General features: G+C 61.6%; 13 protein-coding genes. 6 read left to right on the forward strand and 7 right to left on the reverse strand.

The genetic code is table 11. From position 1 onward, the window contains the following. The first annotated feature begins 6 nt into the window (after positions 1 to 6). From N3C12_09750 to N3C12_09765, 4 genes are read left to right on the forward strand one after another with little or no spacing between them, the layout of a single operon-like run. Positions 7 to 1,191, forward strand: coding sequence for an aspartate aminotransferase family protein (locus tag N3C12_09750; protein MCX8072720.1), 1,185 nt, complete (start codon positions 7 to 9; stop codon positions 1,189 to 1,191). Further along, a complete protein-coding gene (argF, locus tag N3C12_09755) occupies positions 1,188 to 2,138 on the forward strand; it encodes an ornithine carbamoyltransferase (protein MCX8072721.1) in 951 nt (316 codons plus the stop codon). Before N3C12_09750 ends, argF begins: the two co-directional genes overlap by 4 nt. Before the next feature lie 15 nt (positions 2,139 to 2,153). Beyond that, positions 2,154 to 3,362 (forward strand): argininosuccinate synthase, encoded by a 1,209-nt coding sequence (locus N3C12_09760; GenBank protein MCX8072722.1) that lies wholly within the window; start codon positions 2,154 to 2,156, stop codon positions 3,360 to 3,362. A 25-nt stretch (positions 3,363 to 3,387) separates the two neighbouring features. Beyond that, positions 3,388 to 4,440 (forward strand): YchF family ATPase, encoded by a 1,053-nt coding sequence (locus N3C12_09765; protein MCX8072723.1) that lies wholly within the window; start codon positions 3,388 to 3,390, stop codon positions 4,438 to 4,440. Between the two features lie 38 nt (positions 4,441 to 4,478). Here the strand turns inward: N3C12_09765 and N3C12_09770 are convergent, their stop codons facing one another. Continuing rightward, a complete protein-coding gene (locus tag N3C12_09770) occupies positions 4,479 to 6,002 on the reverse strand; it encodes a SagB/ThcOx family dehydrogenase (protein MCX8072724.1) in 1,524 nt (507 codons plus the stop codon). Between the two features lie 222 nt (positions 6,003 to 6,224). Between N3C12_09770 and N3C12_09775 the strand changes: the two genes are divergently transcribed. After that, on the forward strand, positions 6,225 to 6,935 hold the full coding sequence (locus N3C12_09775) for a TRAP transporter TatT component family protein (protein MCX8072725.1): 711 nt from the start codon (positions 6,225 to 6,227) through the stop codon (positions 6,933 to 6,935). A gap of 92 nt (positions 6,936 to 7,027) precedes the next feature. Further along, positions 7,028 to 7,747: a class I SAM-dependent methyltransferase gene (locus tag N3C12_09780; protein ID MCX8072726.1), complete on the forward strand. Its 720-nt coding sequence runs from the start codon at positions 7,028 to 7,030 to the stop codon at positions 7,745 to 7,747. Positions 7,748 to 8,013: 266 nt separating this feature from the next. Here N3C12_09780 and N3C12_09785 read toward each other — a convergent pair whose 3' ends face one another. The 6 genes from N3C12_09785 to N3C12_09810 form a co-directional block, all read right to left on the reverse strand. Further along, entirely contained in the window at positions 8,014 to 8,556 is a 543-nt protein-coding gene (locus tag N3C12_09785) for a peroxiredoxin (protein ID MCX8072727.1), read from the reverse strand. A gap of 179 nt (positions 8,557 to 8,735) precedes the next feature. After that, a complete protein-coding gene (locus N3C12_09790) occupies positions 8,736 to 9,839 on the reverse strand; it encodes a ferritin-like domain-containing protein (GenBank protein ID MCX8072728.1) in 1,104 nt (367 codons plus the stop codon). Then, positions 9,836 to 10,615: a GntR family transcriptional regulator gene (locus N3C12_09795; GenBank protein ID MCX8072729.1), complete on the reverse strand. Its 780-nt coding sequence runs from the start codon at positions 10,613 to 10,615 to the stop codon at positions 9,836 to 9,838. Before N3C12_09795 ends, N3C12_09790 begins: the two co-directional genes overlap by 4 nt. A 300-nt stretch (positions 10,616 to 10,915) precedes the next feature. Continuing rightward, a complete protein-coding gene (locus N3C12_09800) occupies positions 10,916 to 11,278 on the reverse strand; it encodes a hypothetical protein (GenBank protein MCX8072730.1) in 363 nt (120 codons plus the stop codon). Next, on the reverse strand, positions 11,279 to 12,181 hold the full coding sequence (locus N3C12_09805; GenBank protein ID MCX8072731.1) for a DUF72 domain-containing protein: 903 nt from the start codon (positions 12,179 to 12,181) through the stop codon (positions 11,279 to 11,281). Continuing rightward, on the reverse strand, positions 12,178 to 13,290 hold the full coding sequence (locus tag N3C12_09810; GenBank protein ID MCX8072732.1) for an MFS transporter: 1,113 nt from the start codon (positions 13,288 to 13,290) through the stop codon (positions 12,178 to 12,180). Before N3C12_09810 ends, N3C12_09805 begins: the two co-directional genes overlap by 4 nt. Positions 13,291 to 13,391 lie beyond the last annotated feature (101 nt).

A 13,391-nucleotide genomic window follows, 5' to 3' on the forward strand; every position in this document is an offset into this window, starting at 1 on the left:
TCCGACATGACCTCGGCCGAGATCATTGCTCGTAATGAACGGTATTTGTTCCCCGTGTACCCGCGGGCACCCCTGGCACTGGTTCGCGGCGAGGGCTGCCGTGTTTGGGATGCGGACGGCAGGGAGTACCTCGACTTTTTTTCTTCGACTGTGGTCACCAACCTTGGGCACGCGCACCCGCGGGTGACGGCCGCGATTGTCGAGCAGGCGAAAACGATCCTGCACGTCTCCAACCTGCACCACAGCGCACCGCAAGGAGAACTTGCGGAACTGTTGTGCCAGCACTCGTTTGCTGACCGCGCCTTTCTTTGCAACAGCGGCGCGGAAGCAAACGAGGCAGCGCTCAAGCTCGCGAGGCGGTTTGGAAGCGAGCATCGCGGCGGCCGGTTCGAGATCCTCACGATGCTCGGTTCCTTTCACGGCCGCACCTTGGCGACCTTGACGGCTACGGGACAGGAAAAGGTGCGCGAGGGCTTTCAGCCGTTGCCGGAAGGGTTTCGCTATGTGCCGTTCAACGACTTGGGTGCTATCGAAGCAGCCTATTCGCCGCGAACTGTGGCGGTCATGCTCGAGCTTGTGCAAGCGGAGGGCGGTGTCGTTCCGGTGCAGCCGGATTATCTCCGTGCCCTGCGCCAGTGGTGCGATGACAACGGGGTCCTGCTGATTTTCGACGAGGTGCAAACGGGCATGGGGCGCTTGGGCACGCTCTTCGGCTACGAACTCTTCGGCGTGGAGCCCGATGTGCTTACGGTAGCTAAAGGCCTGGGAAACGGAGTGCCCGTGGGCGCCATGCTTGCCCGAGCGAGCGTGGCGGAGAGTTTTCGCCTCGGTGCCCATGGCTCGACGTTCGGAGGGAATGCGCTGGCCTGCGCCGCCGCTGTGGCCACGGTGCGCGCGTTGTTGGAGGATGGGGTTTTAGAGAATTGCCGGCGCTCCGGCGCATACTTGAAGGAACGCTTGCTCGAACTGGCAAGCTCTTGCGCTGCTATTCGTGAGGTTCGCGGGCATGGCTTGCTCCTCGGTGTGGAGCTCGTTCATCCAGCGGCGCCCGTGGTTGATGCTTGCCGGCAGCGAGGGCTAATCGTCAATGGCACGGCCGAGCGCGTCCTGCGCATCGCACCACCATTGATCGTGTCCAAAGCCGAAATCGATTATGCCCTCGGGATCCTCGCTGAGGTGCTCCGAGCATGAAACGCGACTTCTTGAGCCTGCGGGACTTGTCGCGCGCCGAATTGGAAGAAATCTTGCGACTCGCAGCGCAACTGAAGGACGATTGGCAGCATTGTCGCCCGCACCCCCTGCTCCACGGGCGTGTGCTCGCCATGATTTTCGAGAAACCGAGCCTTCGCACACACGTCACATTCGAGGTCGGCATGTTCCAACTCGGCGGGCACGCGGTGTACCTCACGCCTGCGGACATCCAACTGGGCAAGCGAGAAACTGTGGCCGATGCGGCGCGGAATCTCGAGCGCTGGGTGGACGTCATCATGGCGCGAGTGTACGACCACGCGACGCTCGAAGAACTCGCGCGTTGGGCTTCCGTTCCCGTCGTGAATGGTCTCTCCGATCGGCTGCATCCGTGTCAGGTGTTGTCCGACTGCTTCACGTTGCGCGAACGCGGTTTTGATCTCGGCCAACTGCGCGTGGCGTTCGTCGGCGACGGCAACAACATGGCCCACTCGTGGATTAATGCCGCCGCTCGCTTCGGCTTTGAATTGGTGTTGGCTTGCCCGAGTGGTTACGAGCCCGATTCCCGGCTCGTTGATGCTGCGCGGGCAGACGGTGCCCGTGTCCACGTGGTGCGCGACCCCGCGCAAGCCGCCAACGATGCCGACGTAATCTACACCGATGCTTGGACAAGCATGGGCCAGGAGGCTGAGGCCGAGGAGCGGCGACGCGCTTTCAGTGACTACCAAGTCAATGCCGACCTAGTGCGGCTGGCCAAGCCGAATGCCGTGGTGATGCATTGCCTGCCTGCGCACCGCGGAGAGGAAATTACCGACGAGGTGATCGACGGCCCCCAGTCCATTGTTTTCGACCAGGCGGAAAATCGCCTGCACGTCCAAAAGGCAATCTTGGTTTGGTTAGTACAACACAGCTCTCAGCGGCGGCCCGTTGTGGCGCCGTCGGGGGTTTGATTCGGGTAGGATTCGATGGAACAACCAAAGAAAGTCGTTCTCGCGTACTCCGGTGGTTTGGACACATCCGTCATTTTGCGCTGGCTCGTCGATACGTACGGCTGCGAGGTGATCGCCTTTTGTGCCGACTTGGGCCAAGGCGAAGAGTTGGCTCCGGTTGAGGAGAAGGCGCGCCGAACCGGGGCGAGCAAGGTCTACATCGAGGATTTGCGCGAAGAGTTTGTCCGCGACTTTGTTTTTCCGATGCTGCGCGCCAACGCAGTGTATGAAGGCGCTTACCTCTTGGGCACTTCGATTGCGCGCCCGCTTATTGCCAAGCGGCAAATTGAAATCGCCAAGGCGGAGGGCGCGGATGCGGTGGCGCACGGCGCGACGGGCAAGGGCAACGACCAGGTTCGGTTCGAGCTCACGTATTACGCCCTGCACCCAGATATCCGGGTGATTGCGCCTTGGCGGATCTGGGATCTTAACTCCCGGTCGAAGCTTATCGAGTTTGCCGAGCGCCACGGAATTCCGGTGCCGGTGACGGTGGAAAAGCCGTACAGTACAGACCGCAATCTGTTCCACATCAGTTACGAGGGCGGCATCCTCGAAGACCCCTGGCGCGAGCCGTATGCAGACATGTTCCAATTAACCGTCGCGCCAGAGAAAGCCCCAGATGAGCCCGAGTATGTCGAAATCGATTACGAAGAGGGGAATCCCGTGGCCGTGAATGGGGAAAAACTATCACCAGCCGCGCTGCTTGCCCGGTTGAATGAAATTGCCGGGCGCCACGGGGTGGGCCGTGTAGACGTTGTCGAGAACCGCTACGTGGGGATGAAGTCGCGCGGAGTGTACGAGACGCCAGGCGGCACGCTGTTGCACCTCGCGCATCGCGCCGTGGAATCCGTCACCCTCGACCGCGAAGTGATGCATCTGCGCGATAGCTTGATCCCCCGCTACGCCGAGATGGTGTACTATGGATATTGGTTCTCGCCTGAACGGCAAATGCTGCAAGCCATGGTCGATCAGGCGCAAAAAGCCGTGACAGGTACGGCGCGGCTCAAGCTGTACAAGGGCAGCGCGCATGTGGTGGGCCGTCAAGCTCCGCAGTCTCTGTACCGGCCCGACATCGCTACCTTCGAAGCCGATTCGGTGTATCGGCAGGCCGACGCGGAAGGTTTCATTCGCCTCAACGCGTTGCGCTTGAAGATCGCGAGCCAAGTCGGCTCCTTGAAGCTTTGAACCCTCGGAGCGGAAGGTTGCTGCGATGAAGGTCGGAATTGTCGGCTTCCCCCGAAGCGGTAAGACGACGGTGTTCAGTGCCCTGAGCGGGCAAGACGTGCCCGTGGGTGGTTTTGGCGAACCTGGCACGGTGCACCTCGGAACCATCAAAGTACCGGACCCGCGGGTGGATGAACTGGCCCGGCGCTTTCACCCGCGCAAGGTGACGTATGCCGAAATCGTGTTCGCTGATTTTCCGCCGTCGGGAGCCGGGCGCTCGGAAGGTGCCCTCGATCCTGCGACACTTGGCCAAATGCGGGACATGGACGCACTTGTGCAAGTGGTGCGCGGCTTCGCCGACCCGTTTACGGGCGCAGCTGCAGCGCCCGTGAGTGATGTCGAGGCTTTCAAGAGCGAGCTACTGCTGAACGATCTGATCCTAGTGGAACGGCGCCTCGAACGGTTGAGGAAAGAAAAAGGCAAGGAGCGTGAACGCGCTCTGCTGGAGCGGCTGAAAGCGGCCCTCGATCGAGAAACGCCGCTCCGTCGGATGGAATGGAGTGCGGAAGAGGCGACGATGCTGGCCGGCTTCGGCTTCCTTTCGCGCAAGCCGTTTATGGTCGTGTTGAACGTGGCCGAGGAGCAAGCACGCGCGCCTATGCCCTCCGAAGTCCAATCCTGGCTCGAACGCGAGGGGGTGCCGGGACTGGTTTTGGCTGGCCAAATCGAAATGGAGATCGCCAAGTTGCCCGAGCCTGATCGTGTTGCGTTCTTGCGCGACCTGGGCGTCGAGACCTCGGCACGCGACCGCTTCATCCGGATGGCTTACGAGCTGCTGGACCTGATTAGTTTCCTCACTGCGGGAGAGGACGAAGTGAAGGCCTGGACCATTCGTCGCGGCACCATCGCTGTGAAGGCGGCTGGCAAAATCCATAGCGACATCGAACGTGGCTTTATCCGCGCCGAGGTGGTTGCCTTCGAGGACTACGTGCAATGTGGCAGCGAGGCGAAAGCGCGCGAAGCCGGGAAACTCCGATTGGAAGGGAAGGAGTACATCGTGCGCGATGGCGACATCATTCACTTTCGCTTTAACGTTTGATTCGCCAGCGTGCGGGCGCCTTGCGGAAACGGGCACGACTACTTGCGCCGCGCGGGCTTTCCCACTGCGGTGAGGAACATCACGCTCTTGCCGGCCCCGTGTGGGGAGAAAAAGCTGGTCACGTCGTCATCGAAAAAGGTGAGCCCAGTGGCACCGATGCCCAGGGAAAACGCGGCCAAATAGATTTTGCCGCCGGCAATGCCGCCCTCGAGTTGAGCCGCACGATAGCCACGGTTCCCAAGGGTCGGAAGCACCTTGTGCAAGTCGGCCAAATGGTAAAGGTTGGCCGCGGCATCCGCAGCAAGGGCCTGTCCGAGAGCGAGCGCCCCAGCCTGGTGGCGGAATTCGCCGCGGCGGAGCAACGCGAGCCCGCTTCCGGTGGGATGGCAAAAGTATGCACCGGGATCGAGCCCAGTGACGGAGTGGACAATAGCGTATGCGTCTGTCAGTGGCCCGACAGCTTGGAAGTCGGCTGGAATTTTCGTGCGCGCGGCGCGGACTATGACGCTAAACGTTGGCAGCGGAATCGGCTCGCGCTGAAATTTTCGCGTCGACCCGCGCCTAGCAATCACTTCCTCGATCGGGTCTTTGGGGAACTCGCGTAATGCGGGGAGCGGCTCGCCTACAACGCTCGACTGCAGGGACCACTCCTTCGCCCGCAGCCGCCAGCTTTCTACCTCGGCTGTGCTGTCGAGCGTGGATGCCTGATGCATCGCGACGATTTCCGGGTATTCGACCTCTCGGCGGGAGTACGGCTCCACCGCCACCTGCAGTGCTGGCACCGGCAGCGACTCGCCCGGTGGTTTTGCCTTGGCCCCTAACCCCACGACAGCGAGGCTTACCTCTTTTCGTCCATCGACGCCGAGCAACGCGTTGATCTCCCGGTCGACGAAACCGACGAGCAACCGGTGGCGAATCCGCACGCTTGCGGCCGCGGCGAAGAGATTGGCGAGGATGGTCCCACTGTCCCAAAACGCGTGGCGGTAGGTGCGGCCTCGGTACTTCCACGCGTTTCGCCAAAAGGTGCTCGTGCAAACCAGCCACACAGGCGCATCGCGGAGCTCCGGCGGGGCTGCTGCTGCAGTGCACACGTTGGCCCTAAAGTCTCCGCGGCGCAAAAGTCGGAGTGCGAAGTCCTGGGGCCCGAAGTGGTACACGCCCGCCTCCAGTCCGGGCAGTGTCGCGCACACGACGTACAAATCGATGTGATGAAGGTTGCCCGTGCACGCGGCGGTACGGAAGGGGATGCGCATCCCGCCGAGGTTGCGCCAGCGGACCACGCCACCGCTGAGGTAGAGAAGGCGCGCCAGAGTGAACAAGTCCAGGCGCGCAGTGGGGTCGAAGTTCGTGCCGTCGTCGAAGATCGCTGTTAGGGCAGGAATCGTCGAGCGCGGCCACTCTCGGGGCAGCGGCACGGTGGGAAGATCGCGGTAAATTTTGAAAGGCTGCGGATAATTTCCCCAGTCGAGTGTGTGGGGGCTTGCTTGCAAGCTCTCCCAAGAATGGCTGGTCACACGATGGTAGTGCCACGCTGCGTTGGTTTGGGTGTTGAGTGCTGCCATCTCCAATGCACTCCTCAAACTTCTACCACGAAATTTGCCGGGTGGGAAATGTTCGCGCGAGCGCTCGCAGAATCACGATCACGCTTGGATTGCGTGACGCTTCGAGTCGAAGCGCGCACCTCCCAACTTACCGCTCCGGAGAAACAGAATCCGGGCCGTCGGGGCCGTCGGGTTTCCGCAAACCGCGGGCAATGTTACAGGAGCGAACATTGCTCCTGAGGTATGATGAGGCGACGGGTTACGGTGTTCAGTGTGGTGCCTGCGGCCGCCGTGCTCGGGGTGGTGTGGGCCCGGCCGTTGCGGGCAGAGCCCGACCGCGAGGTGCCGTCCGAACCTGTGTTGGCGGCGGAGCAATCGCCCGGAGAGAAGGCAAAAGCCCTCGCCAAGCGGGCCCTCGCGTTGCTCAAGCAAGCGGAAGATGCGGCCGATCATCAAGAGAAGCGGCGGCTCTACGAGGAGGGGTTGCGCTTAGCCGATGCCGCCCTCTCACTCGATGAACGGAATGCCGATGCCCACTTCGCGCGGTTTGCGACCAGGGGGCGGCTGTTGCTCTTGGATGGGGCAACGCCCAATCCTCTTAACCTGATGCGGCTGAACCGCGATCTCGATCGTGCGTTGGAGCTCAACCCAAATCATGCCGATGCCTTGGCAGCGAAGGGTGGTCTGTACCGCCAACTCCCGCGCTTACTGGGCGGAAGCGAGGCGAAGGCGGAGGAGTGCTTAACTAAGGCGATCGCTTTGGAGCCAGAGCATGCCGTCGGAGCGCGCGTAGAACTGGCGCAGTTGTACTTTGACCGTGGTGAGAAAGAGCGCGCGGTGGCTCTGTTAAAAACAGCCATTGCAATCGCCGAGCGCGATGGAAAGGTTCGCCAAAAAAACGAGGCGGAGGCGCTTTTAGAGCGCTACGTGGGAGCCATTCGAGGGCATCCTTAAGGAACCGCGCGAAGGAACCGCGCGCTAGGGTACACGAGGAAAGGGGCGTTGCTGATCAACCAGAGAGCGTGCGATAGGAGCGTGGTGGCACGATGGGCAAAAGACGTGTCGTCCTTGCAGGAAGCAGCCTTGTCCTAGCGGCGCTTGTGCCGCTCGTGCTCTCTGGATGCGGCCGCTGCCGGGAGAGCCATCACCACCGCCATCATGCTGCCGCGCCCAACCGAGATGTGCGCGGCCCGGAAGACGTTGAAGCGTACATTCGCCACTTGGAGTCACCGGAGCGAGATGTGTGGCAGCGACCCGATGAGGTTATTGCCGCTTTGCAACTTCGCACCGACGCTTGGATTGCCGATGTTGGGTCCGGGCCGGGTTACTTCACCTTGCGGCTGGCTCAGGCGGCGCCGGAGGGAGTGGTGTTTGCCGTGGATGTCGAACCCCGCCAGCTCGACCGTTTGAACGAACACCTCCGTCTCCGAGGCGTGAGGAACGTGGTGCCCGTGTTGGCACCGGCCGACAATCCGCGCTTGCCGCCGAAATTGTTTGACCTTGTCCTTGTGGTCAACACGTACCACCACTTTCCCGACCGGGTGCGGTACTTCGAGCACTTGCGAGAGGCGTTACGTCCAGGGGGACGGGTAGTGGTGATCGACTACCACAAGCGGGAACTGCCAGTGGGGCCACCGCCAGATCATAAACTGGAGCGCGATGTCGTCGTGCACGAGGCGCTGCAGGCTGGCTTGGTGCTGACCGACGCTCCTGATTTTTTACCGTATCAATACTTCCTGGTGTTTCGCCCCGTACCCCCGCGCTAGTGCGCCAGGTGTTTCAGGAGCGAACCCTCCGGCAAACTTTCGGACCCAAGAGCATGCCCATCCGCCGCTCGCGGCCTCGAGTGCACGAGCGTGCGCCGCACCCCCAGGCGCCGTGCGGCCGAAGCGGAGCGGCGACTACCCCTCGCACTAGAGCCACGGCGAGCCGCCCCGCACCGCGCGCCGCATAGCTTAGCCGCGAAAGCCTGGCGCTAGCCAAGGCTCTGCCTAGAGCAGCACCTCGCTGCCTTTCGGGAAAGCTCCCGAAGTCACTCTTTTGGCGTCGGTACCGAGGTGGCACGAAGCTGCTGCAACAAGTCGCGCACTTGCTCCGCGTGTTTCTGTGTATCGACATCCTCGATAACGGCGCGGACGATGCCTTCTGGGTCGATAATGAACGTGCGCCGGCGAGCCATCCCGAGCCAGCCTTCGACTCCATAGAGTTTGACCACCTGTTCGTTCGGATCCGCAATCAGTTCAAAGGGTAAGGAGAGTTTTTCTTTGAACTCGCGTTGGGTGCTTAAACTATCGGTGCTCACGCCCACCACTGTGGCTTGCAAACTGCGGAGCGCATCAAAGCCGTCGCGCAGGGAGCTGGCCTCTGCAGTGCACCCGGGAGTGAACGACTTAGGGTAAAAATACAACACCACCCAACTGCCACGGAGATCCGCGAGGGAAAGGGGCCCGGCCGTTGACGATGCCTTGAACTCAGGAGCCTTGCTTCCGACGGCAGGTACCGATTCACTCCGTGCCGGTCGCACAGCCACCACCGCGAGGGAGGCAACGAAGGCAATGAGCTTCAGCGACGTCATGCAAGCACCCTATCATGCATCCGCATTCGAACAAATCCCGCTACTGCAAAAGTGACCTCGCGCGTCCGCTGCGCGGAATGCGGTGGGCGGTGCACCGCGAACGACGGAGCGGACGGAGCTGCGGTGCAGCCCGCTCCCAGCCGACCATTGCCCTGCGTGATTCGATCTGTGGGAAGGGGCTACTGCAGTTGCCCGAGCACCCACGCGGCGGTGTCTTCCGGAATGTCCGGCAGGAGGCGGAGGAACTCTTGCACGTCTTCGCCGACCACGCGGCTCGTGAAGTTTTCGCGGAGGAAGCTGTGGAAGTGCGCGGCCACCCGCTCGCTGAGCAAACCACAGCGCCTGAGCGTCGGAATGACGAATCCTTGCACCGGTCCGAGCCGGCCGCCGGGCCGAATGTCCTCTCGGATCAGTTGCTCGCGCTCCCTTTGCACGCTGCTGAGGAGCTCGGCCGGGTCGATGCCGACCTCCGACCAGATGGCGAGCAGCGCACTAAAGAACGTTTGCTGCGTCCGCGACCCGATCAACGTTCGTGCGGCTTCGAGGGCAAAGTCTTCGAGTTCCCGCCGTTGCGCATCGTTGAGGCACGGGACGCAGCGTGAGATGTACTGCACGCCGTATGCATGGTGACGCGATTCGTCGCGTGCCACGTACGTGAGCAGTTCCTTCAATAGCGGTTCCTCGGTCAGGTTCCGCATTTCCCGAAAACTGTAAAGGGCCAGGCCCTCGACCACGATTTGCATCCCAACGAGCTTCTTCATCCAGTCGTCGGTCGCCAGCGTGGCATCGAGAATGTTCTTCAGCGCGGGAGCAATGGGGCGCACCTCGTCGAGCTTGTTGATGTACTTGGCGAACACCTCGACATGGCGGGCTTCATCCATCGTTTGCGTGGCGGCGTAAAACTTTGCATCCGTATGCGGCACGGCGTTCACCAGTTGCGCAGCGACCATGAGCGCGCCCTGCTCGCCATGGAGGAAGTTGCTCAGCCGAAAACTCGCCATGCGCCGCTTGAGCTCCCACTGCGTCTCCTCTGGGAGCGACCGCCAGTAGGAGCACTTCTCGATATCCAGGGCGGTGCCCATAGGAGTGGTGGCGAACTTTTCCATGTCGATGGGACGATCCCAGTTGATCTCTCGCTCTGCGATCCACTGCGCCTCCAACGCTTTGTGGTAGAGGTTCCGCAGTTCCTCGACCTCGGGATCGTAGTTCCATTGGTAAATCACTTTGAGGGCTGAATCCAACGCGGGTTCTTGCGTAGGAGTTTGAATTTGAAACTCGCTCATACAGTTTTCCTCCTCGATGGGCGCTGCTCAGGTACTGAGGCCGCCAGATGCGGGCCAACGGATGATTCTCCTAACATTCGAAAGGCCTCGCGCAGCCTCGCCACTGCGTCCTTCGGCTTGCCTTGCTCAATGGCGTCCATGCACGCGTCTATCACGCGGACAAGCGGCGTTGGATCGAGGTGCAGCCGCTCTCGCGTTTCCTGCAACGGTGCCGATGCGAGCAGCATGCGCAGGCGCCGGGCCACCATTTGCCAAACACGGTTGCCGGTGACATCGGCCACGAGCACCATGATTTCGCGCGCGGCTGCAAAGCGCTCCTCGCGCTGAAGCGTGGAATCTGCCAATCGGTCCCGCCAATGGCGGAGGGTCTTTAGATGCTCGGGAGCTACCCGCTCAACTGCAACCCGCGCCATCTCGTAGAGCAACACGGAAACGACTTCTTGCATCTCGCGCAGCAGGCCTACGTCGATGTGGCCACCGCGGAAAATCATCGGAGCAATCAGATCGAGGGAAGCTTCGACGAGAGGCTGCACAATCACGCCGTCCCCTTGGCGGGCGACGACTAAACCGGAGCTCTCGAGCATCTTGATCGCCTCGCGCACCGAGGTGCGGTTCACCCGAAAACGCGCTGCCAGCTCCCGCTCAGGGGGCAACTTGTCCCCCGCCCGGTAGTGCCCTTCCAAAATCGCATCGCGCAACTGATTGGCCACTTCCTCGTGCAGACGACGCCGTTGCGCGGGCCGAAACAAACGTGCCTCGACAACTTGTGCTGGCATAGATTGTCCCAGTTATCAGGTGGTCCAACCAATTGCAACTTGCGACGGGCAAGATTCGTGGCGAGGAGCGAGTGGCAGTTCACCGGACGGCGAATTGGAAAGGAGGAAGGCGGCGAGTCGCGAGTGGTGGAAGTAGGCGCGGGTTACCAGCCCTCAGGTGGGGTGGAGGGTAGCTGCCGCAGGATCGGAAGCCGCAGGTAGCAAATTCGCCTCGGTGGTGGGGCAACCGTAGGGGCCGTTTATGATTCGCCCGTGGCGACGTTAGTGGGAATCAGGCCAAAGGAAGCCGATACGGGCGCCCTAGGGTTCGTGATCCTGCGTGTCGAGCGTGGCGGTGGGGGCAGAGAGCACGGCGCCAGTAGGCGAGGCCTCTTGAATTTTGGCGGAGGCCACTTCGGCTTCGAGCTCGCGAAAGCGCTGCTCGAGTTTCTCGAAACTCTTCGTCATTTGATCGGCAAGCTTGGTGAATTCCTCTAGTTGTTTCTCGGCCCGCGCCCTTGCCTCGTTTGCAGCTTCGAGCTGGCGCGTGAGTTCCCTCACTTCGAACTGCAAGCGTGCATCAGCCTGGGGTGGTGGAGCGAGAATGGTGGAGAGGATTGCCCCGAAAGGGATGCCGAGCACGAGTCCGAGGATGATCCCGCTCGAGAACCGCCAGCGCAACATTTACGTCTTCTCCTCGAGAAGTTTTGCCATGGTCAGCGCGTTCCGCACACCGTAATCGCGGTAGCAGTTGTTAAAGATGACATTGACCTCCCGGGCATCGCGCAAGCGCCGAATCCGGGTGGCCAGCTCCGCCAGCTCGGCGTCGCTGTACAGGTAGCGAAAACGCTCGCTTGCGCGCTCATGCTTGCCGAACCAAGCCTCGCGATTCCGCCCGTGCAAGCGAACGTAGGCCGTGGGCGCGGTGGTGACAAACGGTGTCTTGGGGATGCTCGGAGCATCCGGGGCGTCGAGAATGACGTGGACAAGCTCGTGCTCGCTCAGGAACGCCAAGGTTTTCTCCGCCCGCTCCCCGAACCAACTGCGGTGGCGAAATTCAATGGCCAACTGGAAACCAGGCAGCCGATCGCGGCACAACTCAATGTAGGCCTCGTTTTCCTCTTTCGCAGTGAACCAGGGCGGAAATTGGAATAACAAGCAACCAAGCTTGCCCACACGCTGCAGGGGGTCGAGAGCAGCCGCAAACATTGCAAAACACGCTTCCAAGGCGTCACCCGCCGTCAGCTTGATGCGTTCCCCCTCGTGACCTGGCGCCGAGGCGGGCAGTAACTCCCGCATGGCCCGCGGGAGTTGGCGCAGTTCCACAGGATGCTGGGTGAGTGCAGCGAAGGCTTTGACGTGAAAGCAAAAATCAGCCGGCGTGCGCCGTGCCCAGAGGTACGAATTTCTCTCACTCGGTAACGCGTAGAAGGTAGAGTCCACCTCGACTGTGTCGAAATGCTCGGCATAAAAGCGCAGCCGTGCCTCGGCGCTGTTCGCCTTCGGCGGATAGAACCCGGACTCCAGCAGCGTCGGGTCGGTCCAAGATGCCGTGCCAACGCGAAAACGAGGTCTTGCTCGCGTCACGATCCCGGGTTTCTCCTTGGCCACCGAACGAGCCCGGCGACGAACAGCAGCGCGGCCAGCAACGGCGTCGCGGCCGCCGCGTTGAGCATCGCGCGCTGGCCCCAGGCGTCGGCCACCATTCCAAATAGAAATGCACTGCTCATAACGCCCAAGTTGAACGAACCATTGAACAGGGCCTGCGCTTTTCCCAGCGCTTGCGGGGGGGAGAGATCGACCAGGAACGCGTGCAACGTTGGGTAAGCTAAGCCCTGAGCGAGCCCGAAGAGCCCCCCAGCGACAACCAAACCCACTGGGCTTTGCACTGCTGCAAGCCCAAAGATCGCCACCCCTAAAGCCAGCAAGGCGGGAACCGTCACAACCGCGCGCCCCCAGCGATCGGAAATGCTCCCACCCAGGATCCGAATGCCAATGGCGCTGGCCGTATACGCGGAAAAGAAAACGCCGACCCGGCCAAGGTGCTGCGCCTTGATGAAACTTGCTGCATACGTGGTGACGCAGCCAAAACCCATACCGAAGAGCACCATCACCCCGGCGAGCAGGTAATGCGCGGCGGATAACCGACTGCGCTGCTTGAGCGACCTGATAGGAGAATCACCCTCGCGCACCCCCATCATCCACAATCCAGCAAATGCCGAACACGCAGCGGCTGCGATGAACAATGCGGGAAAGCCCGCACGGTGCACAAGTTCTTCGCCGAGGGCTGGGGCTAAAGCATGGGTGAGCAGCGTGGACACCCCGAACCAGCCCAGCGCCCGCGCTCGCATATCAGCTGGAGCCAAGCTTGCCGCTAACGTGGTCGCCGCGGTGAACGAGGCCCCGAACGCCACGCCCTGCACCAAGCGGAGCATGACGAGCAGTGCGCCGGTGTCGCGGACAAACAGGTAACCGAGCGCTGCGCCAGACATCGCAAATGCACCCGCCGCGAATACGAGCCGCCGGCTGAGACGGTCGATCCAGAGCGCAATCCACGGAAGCGTAAGCAACGTGGCGAAGCCACCAGATCCCATCACAAAGCCAATTGTCGATTCCGTTCCGCCCAGTTCCTTCACGAACAGCGGTAATAAGAAGAACGAGGCGAAGTTCATGAAGAAGGCGAAGTTCGCAGTCATGACTCGCCCGAAGGATCCGCTCAGCAGCGTGATCGCGGTTGCACCAGCCGCCGCCCGGCTCGTGGGAGCGGTAAGACCAGAAGGATCGCTCAGCGACGAGG

The organism is Candidatus Binatia bacterium (genome assembly GCA_026415395.1).
Taxonomy (GTDB): Bacteria; Desulfobacterota; Binatia; order HRBIN30; family HRBIN30; genus HRBIN30.